At 61.0% G+C, this 20,729-nt stretch carries 24 protein-coding genes and 2 pseudogenes; 9 read left to right on the top strand and 17 right to left on the bottom strand.

The window, feature by feature from the left end; all coding sequences use genetic code 11:
* Positions 1 to 3: 3 nt before the first annotated feature.
* The 5 genes from AAEZ09_RS01170 to AAEZ09_RS01150 are packed head-to-tail and all read right to left on the bottom strand — an operon-like array spanning position 4 to position 4,260.
* Positions 4 to 648 (bottom strand): tetratricopeptide repeat protein, encoded by a 645-nt coding sequence (locus AAEZ09_RS01170; protein WP_205892353.1) that lies wholly within the window; start codon positions 646 to 648, stop codon positions 4 to 6.
* The gene (locus AAEZ09_RS01165) at positions 645 to 1,454 is read right to left on the bottom strand and encodes an SDR family oxidoreductase (RefSeq protein ID WP_045058568.1); all 810 of its coding nucleotides are present in this window, start codon (positions 1,452 to 1,454) and stop codon (positions 645 to 647) included. Before AAEZ09_RS01165 ends, AAEZ09_RS01170 begins: the two co-directional genes overlap by 4 nt.
* Positions 1,441 to 2,115, bottom strand: coding sequence for an iron-containing redox enzyme family protein (locus tag AAEZ09_RS01160; protein ID WP_205892352.1), 675 nt, complete (start codon positions 2,113 to 2,115; stop codon positions 1,441 to 1,443). Before AAEZ09_RS01160 ends, AAEZ09_RS01165 begins: the two co-directional genes overlap by 14 nt.
* Positions 2,112 to 3,593: an AMP-binding protein gene (locus AAEZ09_RS01155; protein ID WP_045058570.1), complete on the bottom strand. Its 1,482-nt coding sequence runs from the start codon at positions 3,591 to 3,593 to the stop codon at positions 2,112 to 2,114. The genes AAEZ09_RS01160 and AAEZ09_RS01155 overlap by 4 nt, the downstream gene beginning before the upstream one ends.
* Complete coding sequence (locus AAEZ09_RS01150) at positions 3,583 to 4,260, bottom strand: thermostable hemolysin (protein ID WP_205892351.1); 678 nt, start codon at positions 4,258 to 4,260, stop codon at positions 3,583 to 3,585. The genes AAEZ09_RS01155 and AAEZ09_RS01150 overlap by 11 nt, the downstream gene beginning before the upstream one ends.
* Positions 4,261 to 4,464: 204 nt before the next feature.
* Here AAEZ09_RS01150 and AAEZ09_RS01145 point away from each other — a divergent pair, with 204 nt between their 5' ends.
* Complete coding sequence (locus AAEZ09_RS01145; RefSeq protein ID WP_350597706.1) at positions 4,465 to 5,019, top strand: cytochrome b; 555 nt, start codon at positions 4,465 to 4,467, stop codon at positions 5,017 to 5,019.
* 98 nt (positions 5,020 to 5,117) lie between these two features.
* Positions 5,118 to 5,438, top strand: a pseudogene (locus AAEZ09_RS01140) (GNAT family N-acetyltransferase); the annotation flags it as partial.
* A 96-nt stretch (positions 5,439 to 5,534) separates the two neighbouring features.
* Here AAEZ09_RS01140 and AAEZ09_RS01135 read toward each other — a convergent pair.
* Both AAEZ09_RS01135 and AAEZ09_RS01130 read right to left on the bottom strand, forming a co-directional pair.
* Positions 5,535 to 6,773, bottom strand: a complete 1,239-nt coding sequence (locus tag AAEZ09_RS01135) for an MgtC/SapB family protein (RefSeq protein ID WP_350597704.1) — start codon at positions 6,771 to 6,773, stop codon at positions 5,535 to 5,537.
* A gap of 37 nt (positions 6,774 to 6,810) precedes the next feature.
* Positions 6,811 to 7,884, bottom strand: coding sequence for an NAD(P)-dependent alcohol dehydrogenase (locus tag AAEZ09_RS01130; protein WP_045058574.1), 1,074 nt, complete (start codon positions 7,882 to 7,884; stop codon positions 6,811 to 6,813).
* 252 nt (positions 7,885 to 8,136) lie between these two features.
* On the opposite strand from AAEZ09_RS01130, the gene AAEZ09_RS01125 reads away from it, so the two are divergent.
* Entirely contained in the window at positions 8,137 to 8,475 is a 339-nt protein-coding gene (locus AAEZ09_RS01125; RefSeq protein WP_350597702.1) for a DUF7693 family protein, read from the top strand.
* A gap of 6 nt (positions 8,476 to 8,481) precedes the next feature.
* Positions 8,482 to 8,859 carry a hypothetical protein gene (locus AAEZ09_RS01120; protein ID WP_350597701.1) on the top strand — a complete coding sequence of 126 codons (378 nt, stop codon included), beginning with the start codon at positions 8,482 to 8,484 and terminating at the stop codon, positions 8,857 to 8,859.
* Positions 8,860 to 8,918: 59 nt separating this feature from the next.
* On the opposite strand, the gene AAEZ09_RS01115 is transcribed toward AAEZ09_RS01120, so the two are convergent.
* Positions 8,919 to 9,074 carry a hypothetical protein gene (locus AAEZ09_RS01115; protein ID WP_205892375.1) on the bottom strand — a complete coding sequence of 52 codons (156 nt, stop codon included), beginning with the start codon at positions 9,072 to 9,074 and terminating at the stop codon, positions 8,919 to 8,921.
* 8 nt (positions 9,075 to 9,082) lie between these two features.
* Positions 9,083 to 9,991 (bottom strand): glycine betaine ABC transporter substrate-binding protein, encoded by a 909-nt coding sequence (locus AAEZ09_RS01110; protein ID WP_350597699.1) that lies wholly within the window; start codon positions 9,989 to 9,991, stop codon positions 9,083 to 9,085.
* A gap of 254 nt (positions 9,992 to 10,245) precedes the next feature.
* Here AAEZ09_RS01110 and AAEZ09_RS01105 point away from each other — a divergent pair, with 254 nt between their 5' ends.
* A complete protein-coding gene (locus AAEZ09_RS01105) occupies positions 10,246 to 12,282 on the top strand; it encodes an oxidoreductase (protein WP_350597826.1) in 2,037 nt (678 codons plus the stop codon).
* 33 nt (positions 12,283 to 12,315) lie between these two features.
* Here the strand turns inward: AAEZ09_RS01105 and AAEZ09_RS01100 are convergent, their stop codons facing one another.
* The 3 genes from AAEZ09_RS01100 to AAEZ09_RS01090 all read right to left on the bottom strand — a co-directional run bounded on the left by AAEZ09_RS01100 (position 12,316) and on the right by AAEZ09_RS01090 (position 14,395).
* The gene (locus tag AAEZ09_RS01100) at positions 12,316 to 13,092 is read right to left on the bottom strand and encodes a pyrroline-5-carboxylate reductase family protein (RefSeq protein ID WP_350597696.1); all 777 of its coding nucleotides are present in this window, start codon (positions 13,090 to 13,092) and stop codon (positions 12,316 to 12,318) included.
* Positions 13,082 to 13,789, bottom strand: a complete 708-nt coding sequence (locus AAEZ09_RS01095; RefSeq protein ID WP_205892348.1) for a TetR/AcrR family transcriptional regulator — start codon at positions 13,787 to 13,789, stop codon at positions 13,082 to 13,084. The genes AAEZ09_RS01100 and AAEZ09_RS01095 overlap by 11 nt, the downstream gene beginning before the upstream one ends.
* Positions 13,790 to 14,029: 240 nt before the next feature.
* Positions 14,030 to 14,395 carry a histone-like nucleoid-structuring protein, MvaT/MvaU family gene (locus tag AAEZ09_RS01090; protein ID WP_045058578.1) on the bottom strand — a complete coding sequence of 122 codons (366 nt, stop codon included), beginning with the start codon at positions 14,393 to 14,395 and terminating at the stop codon, positions 14,030 to 14,032.
* 280 nt (positions 14,396 to 14,675) lie between these two features.
* Between AAEZ09_RS01090 and AAEZ09_RS01085 the strand changes: the two genes are divergently transcribed.
* Positions 14,676 to 14,990, top strand: a complete 315-nt coding sequence (locus AAEZ09_RS01085) for a hypothetical protein (RefSeq protein ID WP_350597695.1) — start codon at positions 14,676 to 14,678, stop codon at positions 14,988 to 14,990.
* A gap of 47 nt (positions 14,991 to 15,037) precedes the next feature.
* On the top strand, positions 15,038 to 15,310 hold the full coding sequence (locus tag AAEZ09_RS01080; RefSeq protein WP_350597694.1) for an MliC family protein: 273 nt from the start codon (positions 15,038 to 15,040) through the stop codon (positions 15,308 to 15,310).
* Positions 15,311 to 15,359: 49 nt separating this feature from the next.
* Here AAEZ09_RS01080 and AAEZ09_RS01075 read toward each other — a convergent pair.
* A pseudogene (locus tag AAEZ09_RS01075) lies at positions 15,360 to 15,575 on the bottom strand (con-10 family general stress protein); the annotation flags it as partial.
* 204 nt (positions 15,576 to 15,779) lie between these two features.
* Between AAEZ09_RS01075 and AAEZ09_RS01070 the strand changes: the two are divergent.
* The gene (locus tag AAEZ09_RS01070; protein WP_045058582.1) at positions 15,780 to 16,337 is read left to right on the top strand and encodes an ATP-dependent Clp protease proteolytic subunit; all 558 of its coding nucleotides are present in this window, start codon (positions 15,780 to 15,782) and stop codon (positions 16,335 to 16,337) included.
* 57 nt (positions 16,338 to 16,394) lie between these two features.
* On the opposite strand, the gene AAEZ09_RS01065 is transcribed toward AAEZ09_RS01070, so the two are convergent.
* The gene (locus AAEZ09_RS01065; RefSeq protein WP_350597691.1) at positions 16,395 to 17,324 is read right to left on the bottom strand and encodes a ZIP family metal transporter; all 930 of its coding nucleotides are present in this window, start codon (positions 17,322 to 17,324) and stop codon (positions 16,395 to 16,397) included.
* Between the two features lie 335 nt (positions 17,325 to 17,659).
* Here AAEZ09_RS01065 and AAEZ09_RS01060 point away from each other — a divergent pair, with 335 nt between their 5' ends.
* Positions 17,660 to 18,121, top strand: a complete 462-nt coding sequence (locus tag AAEZ09_RS01060; protein ID WP_350597689.1) for a hypothetical protein — start codon at positions 17,660 to 17,662, stop codon at positions 18,119 to 18,121.
* 5 nt (positions 18,122 to 18,126) lie between these two features.
* On the opposite strand, the gene AAEZ09_RS01055 is transcribed toward AAEZ09_RS01060, so the two are convergent.
* The 3 genes from AAEZ09_RS01055 to AAEZ09_RS01045 all read right to left on the bottom strand — a co-directional run bounded on the left by AAEZ09_RS01055 (position 18,127) and on the right by AAEZ09_RS01045 (position 20,728).
* Entirely contained in the window at positions 18,127 to 18,840 is a 714-nt protein-coding gene (locus AAEZ09_RS01055; protein WP_350597687.1) for a glycosyltransferase family 2 protein, read from the bottom strand.
* Between the two features lie 83 nt (positions 18,841 to 18,923).
* Positions 18,924 to 20,024: an AI-2E family transporter gene (locus AAEZ09_RS01050; protein WP_350597686.1), complete on the bottom strand. Its 1,101-nt coding sequence runs from the start codon at positions 20,022 to 20,024 to the stop codon at positions 18,924 to 18,926.
* A gap of 68 nt (positions 20,025 to 20,092) precedes the next feature.
* Positions 20,093 to 20,728 (bottom strand): response regulator transcription factor, encoded by a 636-nt coding sequence (locus AAEZ09_RS01045; protein ID WP_045058587.1) that lies wholly within the window; start codon positions 20,726 to 20,728, stop codon positions 20,093 to 20,095.
* Position 20,729: the final 1 nt, after the last annotated feature.

Raw genomic sequence — 20,729 nt, 5'->3', positions numbered from 1 at the left:
CTGTCAGTCTATTTTCTTGTTCACGTCCACCAGCAGCGCTTCGATCTCTTTGCGCCGTCCGGCGTCGGCCAGTTCCCGTCCTGGCCTTGGGGCAGCCTGCAGGGCTTTTTGCAGCGCACCCCGGGCTTCGCTGTAGCGTTTTTGACGGTAGAGGTGATCGCCCCAGAAGTACAGACTATCGATGCCGTCAGGGTTCAGTTGCAAGGCCTGCTTGAGCAACTGATCGGCCTTGTCAGCGTCACCGAAACCGATCGGCCAGCCTGGCACACGGTCGTAGAGTGCGCCGAGGCTGGTGTAGGCCGAGCCTTGCAAGGCTTTGGGGTCCAGGGCCAGGGCTTTCTCCAGATCGACTTTTGCATCCTTGACCTTGCTCAATGCTCCGAGCCCGCCCTGGGCACCGGCCCAACTGCTGGTGACGATTCCGGACCAGATCCAGGCTTCGGCCACGGACTGGCGGTCGTGCGTGAACGCCGACGCCTGGCCGGCCAGCTTTTCAAAAGCGGCGGTACGTTGATCGGCGGGCATTTCATATTGAATGTGTGCCCAGCTTTGCTGGATGCCACTGAGACGTTGTTGATCGGCGGCATCAAGCGCCCAGGCGTTTGCGCTCAAGGCGCCCATCAGCAGGCAGGCGAAGATTTTTTTCATGGCTTGAGGTTCTCGTTATCAGGCTTCTGACTCAGACGACGGATCAGTGGCAGCTGCTTGCGCAGGCCGCGATCCACCAGGTTGGGCAACAGGCTGTTCAGGCCCACGAAGAAGCGTTCCGGCCAGCCCAGGTACAGGTCACGGTGGTCACCGGCAATGGCGTGCATCACCGCCGAGGCAACTTTTTGCGGATCATCGACGTTGGATTTGAGGGCATCATTCAACGCCTGCGCTGCCGCGCTGTTCATGCTGGTGCGGGTGGCTCGTGGTGCGACGTACAACACCCCGACCCGGGTGTCGGCGAGCTCACGACGCAGGGCTTCGGAAAACCCCCGCAGGGCAAACTTGGTGGCGCAATAGCTGGCGTAGCCGGGGTAACCGATCGAGCCATAGGTCGAGCCGACGTTCACCACCATGGCGCTTTCAGCCTGCTTGAGCAGCGGCAGCAGCAACCTGGTGAGGCAGATCGGCGCGCTGACGTTCACCGCCAGCATGGCATTGATGTCGCTGTCATCGAGCTGTTCAAGCATGGCGAAGTGATTGATCCCGGCGGCGTTGATCAGCAGGTTCAGACCCCCGATGCCTTCGGCGGCGGCCAGTACTTTACGGCGGTCGGTGAGGAACGTCAGGTCGGCGCCGACCCAGGACAACTGCTGTGGGTAGCGTTCCAGTAAAGGCACCAGCGGTTCCCGGTGCCGAGCCACGGCCAATACCCTGGCGCCACTGGCGCACAGGGCCGTGGCGATTGCCAGGCCGATGCCGCCACTGGCGCCGGTCAGCACCACGCGGGCTTCAGACAGGCGCATGGGGGGTCTCCCCGTCGCGCGGCAAGCCGCGGAACATATCGGTGTACAGCGCGTACACCACTTTGGAGGCATGAATCACGGCAGCCTGGTCAGACGGATCATCAAGGGTGTTCATCAAGCGGCGATAGGTCTGCATGTGCTCGATATCCAGCGAGCCATGGGAGCTGAGGTAACTGAACGCGCTTTGCGGCAAGTCCAGGCGTTCGCGGATGCTCTCGGCGGCGTGGGTGGCCAGGGCGATACTGGTGCCTTCCAGCACATTGACCATGCCAAACAGGCCCACCGGATTGCCCCGGGCAATCAGGTCGTAGAGGTAGCTGACCATCAATTCGATCGGCAAGGAGGGACGACCGTCGCGCACCGCCGCCTTGTCGCCACCGCAGGCTTCGATATCGTTGAGGATCCACTGTTCGTGGCCGTATTCGTCTTCGATGTACTCGCACACTGCTTTGCGCAGCCATTCCAGACGCGACGGCAGGCGTGCACCGCAGGCCATCATCAACGGCACGGTATGGCGCACGTGGTAATAGGCTTGCGCCAGGAAGGCCCGGTAGCTCTCCAGGCTGACCTTGCCCTCCAGAGCATCGCGAATGACCGGCAGGTTGAACAGCGCGTGGCGTTCGTGTTGAGTGGCTTCTTGCAGGTTGTCGAAAAAACTCATGACGCAGATTCCTCTGAAAAAAAAGCGTTAGTCAGTTGCGCGCGGTACTGCTCGACGATGGCGTCCCGGCGTGGTCGGCCATTGGCAGTCAGCAAGCCGTTGGCGGAGGTGAACGGTTGAGCGAGACGGGTCCAGTGGTGAACCTGGGCGTAATTGGGCAAGGCCGCGTTGGCCTGAGCCACGGCGGCGGCCAACTCTGCGTCTGTGCAATCGAGGCGATGAGGCCAAAGCAGCGCGTGATTGCCCGGCATGGCCTCGCCGTAGACAAAGGCCTGGGCGATATCTCGGCGTTGAGTCAGTTCGGACTCGACCCATTCGGGGTTCACATTGCGGCCATAACTGGTGACGAACTGGTGTTTCTTGCGTCCCTTGAGGTACAGAAAGCCCTCGGCGTCGAATTCACCGAGATCGCCGCTGGGCCACCACTCATCGCAGTGCTCAGCCTGGCCGAGGTAACCCAGCAGGGTCGAGCCCTTGATCAGCACTTCGCCGTCGTCGGCCAGACGGATCTCCACGTGGGGCAGAGGCCGCCCGACGCTGCCGGCGCGACGTGCCTCTGGCCGGTTCAGGCACACCACCGACGCGCACTCCGACAGCCCGTAGCCTTCATAAACCGGCAGACCGGCCCGTCGCGCCCGGTGCAGCAAATCTTCACTCACCCGGGCGCCGCCCACTGCGGCAAAACGCAACGAGTAGGGGCTGAAGGCTTTTTGCTCGGCGGCGCTGACCAATAACAACAGCAACTGCGGCACCAGAATCACACTCTCGGGCGCACGGGTGGCCAGGCAACCGAGCAGTCGCGGCACATCCACACCGCTGGCCCCCTCGATACCGAGGGTTTTCTGGCTGGGCAGGCTCAGCTTCGCGCCGGCGTACAGCGCCGCATAGCAGCCGATGTTTTCCAACAGGATCGCCAGTGGCAAAAGCGCAAGGTGATGCTGTGGATCAGTGGGCTTGCTTGCCTGATCGAGTTCGCGGGCGACCCGAAGGATACTTTCGGCACTCAGGCACACGCCTTTGGGAGTGCCGGTGGTGCCCGAGGTGAAGGTCAGTTTGGCGGTGCCCTCGGGCATTCGGTTCGGGCCGTTGAACGTGCGCCGCCAGAATTCACCGTTCTTTTCGTAGCCGCCCGTTTGCAGTTCCGCTTCCAGAGCCGGCTCGGCAATCACCAGGGCAGCCTGGCTTTGCTTGAGACAATGTTTACGTTGAGCTGGCGTGAAGAAAGGGGGCAACGCCAGGCAGGTCAAGCCTTCGAACAGCACGGCCAGGTCCCACAGCATGGCGTCGACACCATTGTCCAGGGCCAGTGCAACAACCTGGACGTTTTCATCCCGTAGACGCTGCTGGCGGTACATCACTTCCGCGTAGAGCGTCGCGTAGTCCAGCTTCAGGTGATCCCCCCAAATAGCGATGGCATTGGTCTTGCGTTCGGCATGGGAGCGCAGGGTCTGTTTGAAACGCTCGATTTCAGGCGACATGGCTGGATTCCTCGATGGACGCTGGCAACCCCAATCGGCTGAACATCCCTATGTTGCGCAAATGAATGAAGCCGGCGCGGATGTTGCCAACGTGCACCCAGGGTTTGCTCTCGTAGTAGCTGCCCCAGCTGTGGCGGTCCTCGCCCAAACGCGCGGGATCGGCGGCGCAAAGGGTCACGGGCTTCAAGCCCAGACGGTGAAAGCTGTTCACCAGGCCGATGTTGCCGGTGAACGCCACCCATTCCAGGCCGCCCATGGCCAGCAGATAGGTAATGGCGATGATGCTCATGCGTGCACTGCCAGTGTCGCTGGCGGCCAGGTTGCCCACTTCAACGATGCCCCTGCGGGCGACTTCACAGTCGGCAGCGGCACTGATCAGCGGGTCGACCGGCTCGTCCAGGTAGCGTTCCAGAAACAGCGGTTCACGGCTCGCCAGGCGCACGCCGGCCACTGCACACAGTTCACCTGAGGCGTTGTTCATGCCGAACAGCTCCGGCATGAAGTGACGGATGTCCGCGCCGTGGGCCCTGCGGAAGCGTTTCTGGATAAAGGCTTCCAGGACGGGGCGCAGGGGCTCGTCCGGCAGAGCGCGGGCCAGACTCAGCTGCGGGGTTTCGGCTTGGCCGAAATGCAGGGGCAGAGCGATGTTCCAGTCAATATCGGGCATTGGAAGACGCCTCCCGGGAAAGTGTGGGAGAAGTATCCGAGGCATTTCTTAACGGAGTCTGAAGGTGGCCAAAAGATCGGCAGGGGCAGTCTTCAGATTGCCTTAAGACTGGATAGGCAGGCTGGCGTCATTCGGTTCGCTTACCGAACGAAACCGGACCGCGCAAATGATTGTGCAGCCACACCAACGTCCAAGAGGCCTGTTATGACTCGCGATTTACTCGCTCACAACCGCTACGCAAAACTCTCGATCACCTTGCACTGGCTGATGCTCGGGCTGTTTGTCGGGGTCTATGCCTGTATCGAGATCAGGGGCTGGCTGCCGCGCCAGCACCCGTTGAAAGGACCACTACTGGGTACCCATGCGCTTTTTGGACTGGCGATTTTTACCTTGGTGTGGGTGCGCTTACTCGGTCGTTTACAAAAACGCCCGCCCATCACGCCTCGCCCCCCTGCCTGGCAGACTGCGCTGGCCCACCTCACCCACCTGGCGCTCTATGTGCTGATGATCGTCACGCCCCTGCTCGCCTGGCTGATGCTCAGTGCCGCCGGTAAACCGATACCGTACTTTGCTTTTACCCTGCCCTCGCCTATCGCACTCGATCCGGATTTGGCGAAGCAATTCAAAGAATGGCATGAATGGCTGGGTAACGCCGGGTACTGGCTGATTGGTGTGCACGCCTGCGCCGGGATTTTCCACCATTACTGGATGCGCGATAACACCCTGACCCGGATCCTGCCCAAGCGCTTTGTGCGCTAGTGTCTGACGGCAATCATTCCAACCTTCAGCACTACTGAACCGCTGACCTGGTCCAGCCAGGGCAACAGCTTGACTCCGCTTGGCCTGTCAGGTGCAGAAATCGAGGGCGCCTGGCCTTCATCGCCCTGGTGCACGACAACGGACAATTGATTGAGGTGGGCGTCAGTCGTTATGCGGCCACGGGTGAACAGCAATGTGAATGCGCCATTACGGTCGCCGATGAATGGAATCACCTGGGACTGGGTACACTGCTGATGGAACATTTGATCAAGGCGGCGCGCCACAACGGTTACCGGCAGATGTATTCGGTCGATTCCGCCAGCAACGCGCCCATGCGTGACCTCGCCAGATCGCTTGGGTTTGAAACTTACACTGACCCTGATGACCGCCACCAGGTCATTCATCGTCTGCAACTGTGAACCGTCGCCCCGCGATCTTTCGGCCAGCGGTTGATCAAGATTGATGGGTTATGTGAAGGGCGACTTGATCTCTATCAGCTTGCGTAGAGGCCTCATTCAGAGCAACCAGATCCCAGCCCACATTGCCAGTGTGAGCAGGACCTGACCCGGAATTACGTAAAGGGCGAACCGGCTTCCACCACTGACCCACGCCACCGCGCATTTGCTCAGCGAATTACTGCTGATGGCGATCAGTACAGGCACGGCAATGGCGTCGAATGGCAACTGACCCGATTTGGCCAGGGAGGCAATCGACGCCGTCGAAGCATGGGCATCGGCGAAACCGGTGAAGGTCGCCGTCACCATCACCCCCGCTTCCCCGTAGTACCTGAGCATCACCGAGGACAGGAAAGTGATGCCGGTCACGGTCAGGGTCACCACCAGCGCCAGCTTGAGATTGAACGCACCGCCGACCTTGATCGGCTGGCTGGCGTTCGTCGCAGTTTTCGGAAACATCAGGCACAGGCCATACAGGGCGGTAGCAAGCGCGCCGCATACCAGTGGACCGAAAACCGGCCGCAGCAGACCGGTGTCGACCGCACCCAGGATCAGGCCCGCTTGAACGAAGGTCGCGAGGTTGGACCAGATCGCGGCGGCGCTCAGGAGCTTGACGTTGACCGGCTCCCCGGCGGCGATATGGCCCATCGCGGCGATTGTCACAGTACTGGACGCAAATCCGGAGGCAATGGCGCTGATCGCATAGCCATAGCGGGTGCCCAAGGCACGAACCGCGACATGCCCCACTGCCCCAACCACCATCAGCAGGACGGTCAGGGTACAAATGGTACGCAGGTTGATCGCCCCATACGGACCGATATAGCGATCAGGCGCCAGCGGCAGCACCACCAGGGCGGCCGTCAGCAGGACCAGTGCGTCGCGCATTTCGCCATCGGTTAACTGGCTGCGGGCGAAGTGGTGCAACTTCTCGCGGTACGCCAGCAATCCGGCCATCACCACCGCCATGGTCACCGCCAGTTGTGGCTGACTGCTGCAGAGGGCCCCCAGTACCAAGACGGTGAGCAAGGCCACTTCACTGGTCACCCCAGGGTCGTAGCTTAAGCTGCGCCAGTAGGCGACCGTCACCAGCCCCCCAAGGGTGATCGCCAGGGCCGCGACCAGCAGGCCGCCAGCCACCTGCATCGCCCCATAGCCCAGCAGCGCGGTAATCGCGAAAGTGCGCAACCCGGCGCAGGCACGGCTTTGCCCCTCGCCTTTGTGCCGCTCGCGCTCAAGACCGATGAGCAGGCCAATTCCAAGCGCAGCGGCGGCTCCCGTGAGGCCCGGGCTCTCGATCATGAGGCGCTCATTCGCCTGGGCAAAGCACGTTCGATCCTCACGGTGTGATCGCCACTTTCATCACCCCGTCCCGCTGGTGGGCAAACAGGTCATAGGCGGCTTCAATATCATCGAGTTTGTAGCGGTGCGTCACCAGGGGTGACAGATCCACGCCCCCGCTGTTGACCACCGCCATCAGGCGACGCATGCGCTCCTTGCCGCCGGGGCACAGGGTGGTGACGATGCTGTAGTCCCCCAATCCTGCGGCGAAGGCATCCAGCGGAATGCGCAGATCGCTTGAATAAACCCCCAGGCTGGACAAGCGACCGCCGGGACGCAGCACCCGCAGGGCAGATTCGAAAGTCCCTTGGGTGCCCAATGCCTCGATGGACACATCGACACCTCGGCCATCGGTCAGGGCCATGATCTGATCCACCACGTTGCCGTCCTTGAAATTGACCACATGGGTCGCGCCCAGCTGCCGCGCGACGCTCATGCGTTCGGGTACGGCGTCAACGCCTATGATCGTGGTCGCGCCCTTGAGGCGGGCGCCAGCCACCGCGCACAGGCCGATCGGCCCGAGGGCAAACACGACAACGGTATCGCCAATGCTCACTTCACCGCGCTCGGCCCCGGAAAATCCGGTGGACATGATGTCCGGGCACATGAGTACCTGCTCATCGCTGAGGCCGTCGGGAATGGGACACAAATTGGCGATTGCGTCCGGCACCAGCAGGTACTCGGCCTGGCAGCCGTCAATGATGTTGCCGAATTTCCAGCCGCCTGTGGCGCGAAACCCGTGGCGGGTATCCGGGCCGTCCTGGGAAGCGCAGCCGCACAGGCAGGCGTAACTTTGGCCGCTGGGGGTGATGGCTCCGGCAATGACCCGTTGCCCTTCGACGAAGCCGCGCACCTGAGAGCCCAGTCGTTCAATCACACCAACCGGTTCGTGCCCCACGGTCAGCCCTTTGGCCACTGGGTATTCACCGCGCAGGATGTGTACGTCGGTGCCGCAAATGGTCGTGGTGGTGATACGGATCAGCGCATCCAGTGGGCCCACCTCGGGAATGGGTTTGTCCTCCAGCACGATCCGGTTTTTCTCAACGAAAACTGCTGCTTTCATGGTCGCCATGCTGATTGCTCCTTTGTCCGTGTGCGCCAAAGTTCAGCACAGCCAGCAGATTGCACCGCAATGACCGATGAAAGGTTGATAACGATCAACAGTTACTGGCTTTGACGACCGCATGCTTGACAACATTTATGCTCATGACCTCTCGCCCATCAGTTCGGACGAGTTTGGCTTCAGCAAACGGGTCATAGATCTTTGCGGGAGCTGCGGATACGCTGTAGTCCTTCCTGATGACTGCCCCAGATTGCCAGAACAATGACCCGCGAATCACTTTCAAGCCGTGAGGTATGCCAGATCCTGAGAGACCTGGCCCTGGGTACGCGGTCTATCCAACGAATCAGCCGTCAGGCCTCTCCGGGAATTGACTCGGGCCAGATCCGTGTTGAAGTCGATGGCTGGGTGCTCAACCTGTGCCAGGACCAGGGCACCCTCACCCGCTGTGAATCCTGCATCGCTGCGGATGGCCGCTCGGCCACGTTTGCCGACTGGCATCGTTATGGGACTGATCCCGTGGAGCTGCTGAGTACCTGGGAGCGTGCGCAAGTCGAGGGGCTGTTGGCCGACCCGCAAAGCGTCGAGGCACGTGCGATATGATGAGAGGTGCGGACGCAGGCAATCATCCAGCAGGACGTCAGCGCCTGCCAGTCCCAGGCTGGCAGCACAACGAGCTCGAGCACGACGCCGCAATCAGGTGGGCGTGTACGCGGAGCCGCGACTGGCGCCGTTGCCGGAGCTGCGGTTGCCGGCGCGCGGGGTCGTCAGCACGATGAGTTCTATGATCGGGTGGACGACGACGTCAAACAGCAATACCGCCAGAACCAGGCCAAGGATGCAGCGGTGGCTGGCGCAGTGGTGGGCGGGTCCCGCCAGCGCCAGGATCGTCGCCAGGACCGCCGCAGCGCAGAGCAGAATACGACGGCGGTGTCATCCGCCTACAGCAGTTGCATGCAGCAGCGTGGTTATCAGGTAACGCCATAAGGATTCTCGCGGACACACCTTGGCCAAGGCGAACGCAGCCGCAACCCCGGCCGCGTCGCCTATGGATCAATGCGGTGGTTGTAGACGTTGGCCAGGAACGACAGGTGCGACTCCGGGTACACCGGCGGCGGGCTGGTTTCGGCTTTGCGGCAACCCTGCGGGACCGGCACCCGTGGGCGACCGAATGGCGCCACTCCATGGCTGCCTCTGGTCACCGCAGCCTTCAGGGCTGACGGCTGCTGACGGCCTCTGCGCCCTGCTGGAACATGGCGTCGAAACGCGGTTTGTTGGCCGCGTAATATGCCGCTACCACCTTGTCGGACGAACTCTGCCGAGCCTCCATCATCAGCGCCTCCAGGTCCGCCTTGGGCACCGAATAGTGGGCGAAGAAATACGCCACTTCGGGGTACTGCTCGCTAAAGCCCTTGCGCGCCACAGCGTGGATTTGCTCGGCGCCGCCAAAGATCTGCTTCGGATCATCCAGGTAGCGCAACGGCCACTTGGAGAACATCCAGTGCGGGCTCCAGGCATTGACCAGCGACCATTTATCGCGCTTCAGATTGCGATCCAGCTCATTGAGCATCCCGGTCTCAGAGGACGCCACCAGCTTGTAGCCCTCAAGTTTGTACTCATCGATGGCCTTGACCGTCAGCTTGTACTGGCCGTTACCCACTTCCGAGGTGAGGATCTTGCCTTCCAGCCTGGCCCGGACCTCAGGCTTGTTCAGGTCTTCGACGCTGGCCACCTCGCTCAACGGCACCGAACTCGGCACCGCCATGCCGATACGCCCCTCATACAGCACCCCAAGGTCTTCGAGCCGGTCTTTGTACTTGTCATAGAACGCCTTGTGCGTGCTCGGCAGCCAGACCATCGGGATCAGGTCGATGTTGCCGTTGGCCAGCGCCTGGAACTGGATGCCGATGTCGGCCATCACCAGTTTCACCGGTTGCTTGAGGCGGTCTTGCAAGGCTGTGGTCGCCAGCTTGACGGTGATCTCGGTATCGGACCAGTTGACCCAGCCAATGCGCACCGGCGCCTGGTCGGCTGCCTGGGCCAACGAAGTACTGGCGGCGAGCACAAGACTGAGCAGAGCCGCGTAGCGGGTTTTTCTGTCGGGTGAGTGAGCGTTCATCAGGCGTCTTCCTACTGAGAGGTGAAAGGCAGCTTGTCTTGGTGTGAACGGCCTTGCGGTCGTGAATGGCGCGGCCCCGTGTTACCCGGGCCACGGGAATCTTCCTCTGCGCCATGCGAGCTAGATCTTATCGACGGGTTTTGCCTTGCGCAAGCAAAATGTACACCTATGTATTCCTGCATTGACACCGGTGTACATTTATCCTAATTTCCAGCCAAAGAGCCCTGATGAAGCCCACCCCGGAGCGCGTCCCGATGTCCAGCGATCCCTTGCTGCAACCTTACAGAATCAAGAATCTGGTCCTGCGTAACCGGATCATGACCACTTCCCATGAACCGGCTTACCCGGTCGATGGCATGCCCAAGGATCTCTATCGCGCCTATCACGTGGAACGCGCCAGGGCCGGTGTGGCACTGACCATGACCGCCGGCTCCGCCGCCGTCTCCCGGGACAGCCCGCCCGTGTTCAACAATGTGCTGGCCTACAAGGACGAAGTGGTTGGCTGGTTGAAAGACCTGACCGATGAATGCCATGAGCACGGCGCAGCGGTGATGATCCAGCTAACCCACCTGGGCCGTCGCACCCGTTGGGACAAGGCCGACTGGTTGCCGGTGGTATCACCGTCGCACCGCCGCGAGGCGTCACACCGCTCCTTCCCGAAGAAAATGGAAGAATGGGATATCGAGCGCATCATCAAGGATTACGTGGACGCGGCCGAGCGCATGAAGGCCGCTGGCCTGGATGGCCTTGAGCTTCAGGCCTATGGGCATCTCATGGACCAGTTCTGGTCGCCCTTGACCAATGACCTCGATGGGCCGTACGGCGGTTCGCTGGAAAACCGCATGCGCTTCACCTTCGACATCCTGCGCGGCATTCGCCAGCGGGTGGGTGAAGATTTCCTCCTGGGCGTGCGCTACACCGGTGACGAAGAGCTGCCCGGCGGCTTCAATGCCAGCGAAGGCATGCAGGTGTCGCACATGCTCAAGGACAGCGGACTGGTGGACTTTCTCAACGTCGTGCGTGGCCACATCGACACCGATGCCGGCCTTACCGACGTCATTCCTATTCAGGGCATGCGCAACTCGCCGCACCTCGACTTCGCCGGAGAAATCCGCTCGTCGACCGGCTTCCCAACTTTCCATGCGGCGAAAATTCCCGATGTGGCCACGGCGCGCTATGCGATTGCCTCGGGCAAGGTGGACATGGTGGGCATGACCCGGGCGCACATGACCGACCCGCACATCGTGCGCAAGATCATCGAGAAGCGCGAAGAAGACATCCGCCCGTGCGTGGGGGCCAACTACTGCCTGGACCGCATCTATCAGGGGGGCGCCGCCTATTGCATCCACAACGCGGCGACCGGTCGCGAGACCACCATGCCCCACGACATTCCCAAGGCAGCGGTCAAGCGCCGGGTGGTCGTGGTGGGTAGCGGCCCGGCGGGGCTGGAGGCGGCGCGAGTAGCAGGGGAACGAGGCCATGACGTGACCGTGCTGGAAGCGGCGGACCAGCCTGGCGGGCAGATACGCCTGACGGCCCTGAGCGAGCGCCGGCGCGAAATGATCAGCATCATCGACTGGCGCATGGCGCAGTGCGAACGCCTGGGGGTCAAATTTCATTTCAACACCTGGGCCGAGGCCGACACCGTGCAAGCCTTCGAGCCAGACGTGGTCATCGTCGCCACCGGGGGCCTGCCGCACACCGAAGTCCTGCGCGAGGGCAACGAACTGGTGGTCTCGACCTGGGACATCATCTCCGGTGACATCAAGCCCGGGCGCAATGTACTGATTTTCGACGATGCCGGGGATCACGCCGCACTGCAAGCCGCCGAAGTCATCGCCAGGAGCGGCGCAACCCTTGAAATCGTCACGCCCGACCGCTCATTTGCCCCCGAAGTCATGGCCATGAACCTGGTGCCTTACATGCGCAGCCTGCAGGATCTGGACGTCACCTTTACCGTGACCTACCGGGTTGAGAAGGTGCACAAGCGCGATGGGACGCTGGTGGCGATTTTTGGCAGTGATTACGGACAGGTGCACAAGCAGCGAGTCGTCGATCAGGTGGTAATCAACCACGGCACCCTGCCCCTGGATGACCTGTACTTCGAGCTGCGCCCGCTCTCCAGCAATGGCGGAGCAGTCGAGCAGCATGACCTCATCGCCGGTAATGCGCAGCACCTCGTCACCCACCCCGAGGGGCGCTTCCAGTTGTTCCGCATTGGCGACGCAGTCTCGGCACGCAATACCCATGCGGCCATCTATGACGCACTGCGGCTGGTAAAGGACATCTGAAAACGGAGGCCTGCGCGCAGGCTTTTGCCGCTTCTACATGCCCCGGCGTGCGACCTGCGCGCCGGCTTCCACCGCCCGCCCCACCAGCGACTCGAACTCATCATCGACCATCGACTGCAGGGCTGCCGCTGTCACGCCCCGGTACGCCAGCAACGAATCGATCAGCTGTTGCGGATCGTGCCGGACCAACATTTGCCCGCCACCCACGACAACGCCTTGAGCAGCTCGTTGCGCGATATCCGGAGGAATGCCTGCAGCCACTGCTTGCCGTGTCAGCGCCAGTTGCAGCATGGCCGGGAGTGCCGGGCCGGTTCCCGACAACGCACTGAGATAATCGACACAGGCTTCATCAGGCACTGCGTCTGCGCTGCCTACGCATTCGAAAAGACCTTGAATCCACAAGGCTTCCTGTTCATCCAGGCTGACGTTGCTGCACCAGGGCGTGAACGACTGCCGAATTTCCACCGCCGCATTGGGCATCGCCCGCACCACGACTTGCGCCCCGGTCGCCAGACTGATGGCTTGCGCCGACACGCCCGCCATCAGCGAGATCACCTGCTTGCCCCGAGCGTTGATGCGCAGTTCCCGAAACTGCTCCGGGCGAATCGACAGCACGACGATATCGCTCTCATCCACCAGGTGCTGATTGTCAGCGAGCAGCCGTACGCCTGGTTCAAACGCAGTCACGCCCGAGCGATTGGAGATCAACAGATGCTGCGGCGCGATGAACTGACTGTCGAGCAGCGCCTCGGCCAGGGCTCGCCCCAGCCAGCCGGTACCGCCGATGATTCCCACGGTCTTACTCGTCATCGATCGGGGTTCCCTCGAAGGTTTCAGCCAGGGGCACAAACACGCCGGGTTCTGTTTGCGCGTAGCCAAAGGTCCCGTAGAAACGGTCAAGCTCACGCCGCTTGGGCGCCTTGCCGGTAAACACGCTGACGTACTGTGGAATGCGTCTGAAGCGCACCACGATATCTTCGGTAGTCTTCATAGAGATGTAGCCGATCTGCGTGAGGTAGATCGTCCTGGCGCGTACATCGGCCCCTTCGTTGTCGTAGCCAAATCGGCGGAACATCGCCGCCAGTGCGCCGATGCGCGCCTCATCGGCCAAGGCGATTTCGCCAGACACTCCATCCGACTGCAGCGCCCAGCTGCGCACCGCGAACTCGAATTGTGAGTCGAACAGCTCCGGGTTCAGCCAGCACTTGAAAACGTTGAGAATCGCCTCGGAAATACTCTCTGCGTAACTTTCGCACTGGCTGAGCATGCCGCCGGTGTTCTTGTCCCGCCAACGGGCGAGCAGCGCCGCTAGCAGTTGTTCGCGGTCCTCGTAGAACCAATAGAAGCTGGTGCGGGACAAATTCAGGCGCTTGGCCAGCGGCATCACCCGCACGGCGTCCACCCCCGACTCCTTCAGCGCGTCATAGGCGGCATCCAGCCAGACATCAACCGAGCCCCGCCAGCCCGCGTCCTGCGCCTTGGTCTTCGCTCGTCCTGCCTGGGACATTGGGGTGCACCTTTTACTGAAAATTCCTGATCACTGTACACCCGCAGATTCATGGCGTACACGCGATGTACATGAGCGTACATTTTAAAGACGCTCTGCACGCAGCTCTTGAAGTTATCAGAACGAGACAAACCGCCAAACGTGGGTCAGGCGGCTAAAAACAAAAGCCCGCTTTCGCGGGCTAATGTGGGTGTGTGCTGCAACTTAAGCGGTTGCACGCAAATCAGGCGCGCACCGGAATTACTTGGCCAGCCACGACTCGACTTTTTCGGAGCCGTACTTGGCTTTCCATTCTTTCAGGGTCTTGTGGTTGCCACCTTTGGTTTCCACAACTTCACCCGATTCCGGGTTTTTGTAGACTTTGACCTGACGCGGCTTGCGCGTGCCGGTTTTGGCTTCGGCAGCAGGTGCACGGCGACCGGCTTGTGGGTCGAGCAGGTTGACGATGTCTTTCAAGCTGTAACCATACTTGGCAAGGAGCGCGCGCAGTTTGGTTTCGAATTCAATTTCCTGCTTAAGGCCAGCATCACCTTTCAATGCTTCCAGCGCCTGGAGTTGTTCTGCCAGGTGTTTTTCCAGTTGGCGAAATTCTGCGAGTTTGGACATGGGAGATCTCTACGTGATGAGTTCCCTAACATTACACCAAAAAATAGAGTTTGAATTAGTTACAGATGACTTAGTTGTCATTTAACGAAAATTTGAATCCCCCGGACACTCCGCGGTCATCTATCGTGAGAGCACGGAGACGACAAAGCAGCGGAGGAATTTATGAGCCTTGCAATGACAATCTTCAGCATGATCGCCTCCTGGATGGCGATAGCAATCGCCATGTTGTGGGGAATGTTGCGGATTGCGCGCCGACATCAAGCGACAGGGAGCTGCACCCATGAACCCCACCACCCCGGACGGCCGCTACTTTGTCGTCAAAGGTCAGCTGTGGCGATGTTCAGACCCGTCGCTGGCCGCTGACAAGCGCCAACTTCTGGTCAATCAGTTGATGAACGCGCGACGCCAGGTCAAGGCTGCCAAGGCCAGCGGCGATCTCGAACAGTTGCAGTCCGCCCGGGCGGAAGTCAACTCGGCCAAAGTTGCACTCGGGGAACGTGGGCCGGTCTGGTGGAACGACGGCAGCCCCGACTACAACCGATTCAAAGTTGCCAACACACCCTATGCCCAATGGTACTTGGCAGGCAGTTTCTAGATAACGCTGTTAAACTCCGGCTCATATCGTCGATGCAGGCTTTGTGTTTGAAGCCGCAAAAGCAGTACCTGAGGATCCAGGCACTTCGAGCCACACGTGAATGTGCTCAGGACGGTACGCTCAGTGCGACGTTTTTCCAGACCGAACCTGCTTCGATGATGGCAACTTACAAGGGTGAGCAGTCATTGATGCTCGTCGAGCAATCGGCCAGCGGGGCACGTTACCAGGGGCGCAACGAGAGCTTCTGGGAGCATCAGGGCGAGGCACGGGTGACCTGGGGTTACGGAGCGAAGGAAATGACCTGTAAAAAACACAATTGAATGAATCAAGCCCCGCATGGCTGCAGGGCTTGATCAGGCTCAAACGGCATCAGGATTTACGCCCGCCGCCGCCATGACTGGCTTCTCCTCCTTTCTTGCCTGCTTCAGAGGCTTTTTGCCGATCGTCGGCGAAGTTTCCGCCACGACCACTGCCTTGGCCGCCGCCGGTCGACTTACCGGCCTCACCGGACTGGCGTCCGCCCGAAGCCTGGCCGCCTTTCTTGCCGGCTTCCGAGGCTTTTTCCCGGTCATTTGCGAAGTTGCCGGGTTTATCACTTCCGCTGTTAGCCATCTCTGCATACCTCTTATTGTGGGTTACGAGCGCCAGGGCTCGTATAGTTCCGAGGACAGGGGGATTCGAAAGTTTGAATAAATATGCCTGCTTCACGACGAACGGAACCGGGCCTATAGTTTCTTAATCCGGGTGAACCGATGGGGGCTCGACGGGCTTGCGACCGGAGGAAAACCAATGACCGAACACATTATTCATTTTCACTGCCAGATCGATCAGTCGACCACCGAGCGCTTTCGCGATTGCTGCCTGGAAGCCATTGAACAGGGTGCGACTTCCCTGCTGTTGAACCTGTCGACCAGCGGCGGCAGCACCAACTTCGGCTTCACGCTTTATACTTTCCTGAAATCATTGCCGGTACCGCTGTGCGCGATCAACGCCGGCAACATTGAATCCATGGGCATCATCATGTTCCTGGCGGCAGACCGACGAATCACCTCTCCTCACTCGCGATTTCTGATTCACCCGATGAACTGGTACTTCAGTCAAAGCTCGGTGGACCATCAGCGCCTGCGCGAGTACCTGTCCAGTCTGGATAACGACCTGGCGCGTTACGTGCAAATCTATGCCCTGGAGACCGCCAATGCGGATACCAAGCTGGATATTTTTCATTGCCTGTCAGCGGAGGAAAAAGTCATCGCAGCCCATGAGTCCCTGGCCTATGGCATTGCCCATGAGATGCGCCAGGTAGTCTTTGCTGAAGACATCAAGCATTGGAAGGTTAGCGGTGGGTGAGTCTCGCAGACTGAATTAACGTGGCGTCATGCACCGAGCCTCCCTGCCTGCCGGGACTTACCCCAACGCGGTATCAAGAAACATCATCACCCCAAAGCCCATCATCAACCCAAGCGTAGCTGGGGTTTCATGGCCGTTGCGGTGGGTTTCGGGAATCACTTCGTGGGACACCACGAAGATCATCGCCCCGGCCGCCAGACCCAAGGCTACGGGATAGCCGAGGGCAAATGCCGATGAAACGCCCAGGCCGATGATCGCGCCCAACGGTTCCATGAGCCCGGAACCTATCGCCACCAGGGCCGACTTCAAAGCCGAGATGCCTGTGACCCGCAGCGCCAGCGCAATGGCAAGCCCTTCGGGAATATCCTGGATGGCGATGGCCGTGGTCAGGGGCAAACCCACCTTCATGTCGCCGTCCGCGAAACTGACGCCGATGGCCATGCCCTCGGGCAAGTTGTGCAGGGTGATGGCCAGGACAAACAGCCAGACCCGGTTGAGGCGTTCTACCTCGGGGCCGCGCCGACCGCTTTTCTGGTGCTCGTGGGGCACAAAACGATCAAGGCCGACCATCAAGGCCACGCCCAGCCCCATGCCCAGCACCACTACCGCGGCAGACACCAGTTTGCTGCCGGTGATGGCGTCGGCGGCGGCGATGCCTGGAAGGATCAGCGAAAAGGAGCTGGCCGCCAACATCATTCCCGCAGCAAAGCCGAGCATGATGTCCTGGGTACGGACCGCGACGTCCCGCAGTACCAGTGCCATTAATGCGCCCAGTGCCGTAGCGGCAAATCCGGCGGTGCCGCCCAGCATGGCGTAATGCAGAACGTCCGAGTCGGCTTCGGTCAATGCACTGTAGCCACTGAACAGCAGCAGGCAGGTCACGACGATCAACGTCAACCAGAACAGCACCCCCGACCAACTGCTGCCACGGGCCAATTCAAGCCAGGAGCGCGAAGCGCCGCTGCTCGACGAGACGGGATCGGACATAAAAACTCCTATCGATGGTTGGCCCGCTTATTGGGCGCCCGGGAGGCGACCGGTAGCAACTGTTTTGAGCTGCGCAGCGCTTCCTGCTCGAAAGAAAGGGCACCAGCTGTGGCGAGCTGAGTTGACTCATCCGGTGACTCACCGAATGCGCCGCCCACAGATATCTGAAGCAATTGCACGTGGGATAATTTGCTAAAGATTGATGGCTGGCGACCGGCGGCAAATATCCAATCGATGGCTGTCAGTCGTCGGTAGTTGCTTAACTCAATGCAAACTTTCAATCGCCCCTCTAATCTATTTGCAGAGCCCGCTAAAGACCCCACCATGGACGAGCCATGACGGCACACCACAACTTCAAGATCGCGTTGCTGCTCAGTGTCCTGGCGCTTGCCATGGTCGGCGTCCTGACCTTTCAATTGATTCATTGGCAAGTCGCCGACAGCCGCAAGCAAGCGGCACTGTGCGAAGACGCCAAGCAGACCATGAAGAACCTTGAGATCCGCGCGCGGGCGCTCGCCTCCGGCATGACCGTCGAGGCTTATGCCAAGGCTGAAGCCGATGAAGTGGCGGCACTGATCGAGCGACTGGATGCAGCCCGTAATGATGCCGAGGTCGATGCCGTGATCGACGCGCACGCGGCAGCCCTGGAGGCCAAGGGGGCAGCCATCGACGCGCAAGTGGGGACAGGGGGTGACCAGGCGTTCCTTGAGCAGCGGCTGGTGCGCCAGCGAATCCCGGTGGACGTCAAACAGGAGTTGCGCCGCGCCGCGAAAGCCGTCAGCGACGCGTGTCACTGAGGCGTTTACACATCCATTTCAGGGCAGCGCATCGATGCTGGCGGGTGGTTGCAGGCCGCCGCACCCAGGGCTTGGCCCAGCGATGTCAGGTACTCGCCAAAACCGCCGGTGCATTTGTAATCCTTGCGCGCGCTGGTCACCACCGGGTTGGACGCGGTCCAGACGATACGCGCACGGATGCGCTCAAGGTCGGCCACCAGGTGCACGTCTTCATGGGCAGCCAGGTGTTGAAAGCCGCCGGCGTTTTTATAAGCCGCAGCGCTCAGCCCCAGGTTCGCGCCGTGGATATGCCGGTGATTCTCGATGAACTGATAGCGCTCCAGGTAGCGGCTGCGAACGCCCTCCCCGTGCTCATCCCAGTTGTCCACTTCAACCGTGCCGCACACGGCGTCAGCCATGCAGTCGAGTTGGCGGGCGATCCAGTCGGCCGGGACAACCGTATCGGCATCCGTGAACGCCAGCCATTGCACACCCGCCTCCAGCAGTACCTCGGCCCCTGTCGCCCGCGCCTTGCCGACGTTCCTGAAACAGACATCGAGTGTCGGCACGTCCATGGCGCGCACCCGCGTGCCGGTGGCATCCGAACAGTCGTCCAGCACCACCAGGATGCTGACTTCGCGCCCCTGCAACTGCGGGTGGCGTGCCGCCACAAGGATGGACGCCAGGCAAGCGCTGATGTGTTGTTCTTCGTTGTGGGCGGGTATGACAACACCGATCATTGGCGTCCCCTCGGATGGGCGAAGTGTGGGCTCTGCAGTTATCGACACTTCGCGTCATCAGAAGGTTTAAAGAATGTACGGCCTCAGTGCAGCGGCCCCTGTTGCGGCTCTGGTTCCGGTCGGTCCTGCACCCACTGCCAGAACAGTTGATACCCCACTGCCAGCACTACCGGCCCGACGAACAACCCGATGATCCCGTTGGACACCATGCCGCCCAGGGCGCCGATCAGGATCACCGGCATCGGTACATCGACGCCGCGCCCCAGCAGCAAAGGCTTGAGCACGTTGTCTACCAATCCGGCGACGAACACGTAGATGGAAAAGATGATCGTCCCGGTGCTCGCGCCCTCGGTAGTGAGCACAAAGGCAATCACCGGCAGCGTGATCAGGGTCACCGGCAGCTGCATGATGCCCAGCAGCAATACCGCCAGCGCCAGCAGGCCGGCACCGGGCACGCCCTTGAAGACAAAACCCAACCCCACCAGCAGCATCTGGATAAAAGCGATGCCCACCACGCCGAGGGCCACTGCACGAATCGTCGCCGTGCACAGCTCGGCGATTTTCGGGCCCTTGGCAGGGCCGCTAACCCGCGCGGCGATCTGCACCGCGCTGCGGCTGCCGCCTTCGCCGTAGGCCATGAAAATTCCGGCGATGATCAGGGCGAAAATGAACATCAGGAAACCCATGCCGACCCCGGCCAGCTTGCTCAATAAACCGAGGCTGAAATGCTTGATCTGCGGCAGGTATTTGGCGGTCAGGTCAGGCAGGTTGGTGGAGGCCTGCAGCCAGAGTTCCGTCAGCGGCTTGCCGACCAGCGGCCAGTCGGCCACCGCGGCATTCGGCGGCGGCACATGGAAGGCGCCGCCCTTGACCAGCACCATCGCTCGCTCGACTGAGTCGGCAATGGAGGTGCCCAACAGGTAGATCGGCACCATCAGGATCACGATCGCGGCCAGCACGAGCAGGGTCGCGACGTGCCCCGGCTTGTGCCCGCCTCGCCTCATCAACCGCGTCTGCAGCGGGTAGAGAGTGATTGCCAGGATCAGCGACCACAGCATCAGGTCGCGGAACGGCCTGAAGATCTCGAAGCAGAACAGCACCAGGACGGTAATCAGCCCTGCACGAATCAGCACGTCGAGCAGGGTGCGGGTCAGCGCCTTCTCGTTTATCGGGGTGGGCACCATTGACGGGTTCCATGCAGGTGGCGAAAGTGGTTCGCTCAGCATAGACCCACAGTGGGCGGTGTGAGAGGTCAGCGTAGTTTCAGCGGATCGACCAACCCGGCCGCGATGGCCATGCCGACCAGGTCGGGCAAGGTGGTGGCTTGCATGCGTTTCATCACGCGGGATCGGTAGAGGTCGACGGTCTTGGCGCTGACCCCCAGCTGCTCGGCTATTTCCCGGGTGGTATAGCCTTGCACCAGCGGCACCAGCACGTCGCGCTCGCGTGGGGTGAGCGTGAGCAGTCGCGCCTTGAGGGCTTCATGGCCCTGGACGCCGGAACGATTAACGGCGCTGTTGCTGAGCGCTTGTTGCACGCTGTCCAGCAATAACTGCTCGTTGTAGGGTTTCTCGATGAAATCGTGCGCACCAGCCTTGAAGGCGCGCACCACGATCGGCACATCGGCGTGGCCGCTGACAAAGATTACGGGCAGGTTCAGGCCACGGGTGCGCATTTCTTCCTGTACGTTCAGGCCGCCCATCCCCGGCATGCGCACGTCAAGCAGCACGCAGGCGTCGAGGCTGGCATCGCAGGCGTCAAGAAAGGCAACCCCGCTGGTAAATGCCAGGGCCTTGAGGCCAACGGATTCGAGTAGCCACACCGTGGAATCGAGCATCCCCTGGTCATCGTCGACCACGTACACCACGTGCTCCATCACAGCTGCCATT

The sequence above is a fragment of the Pseudomonas sp. 65/3-MNA-CIBAN-0223 genome, assembly GCF_040310425.1.
Taxonomy (GTDB): domain Bacteria; phylum Pseudomonadota; class Gammaproteobacteria; order Pseudomonadales; family Pseudomonadaceae; genus Aquipseudomonas; species Aquipseudomonas gregormendelii.
Note: the sequence above shows the minus strand (reverse complement) of the source record. Positions and strands in the feature narration are given on the sequence as shown.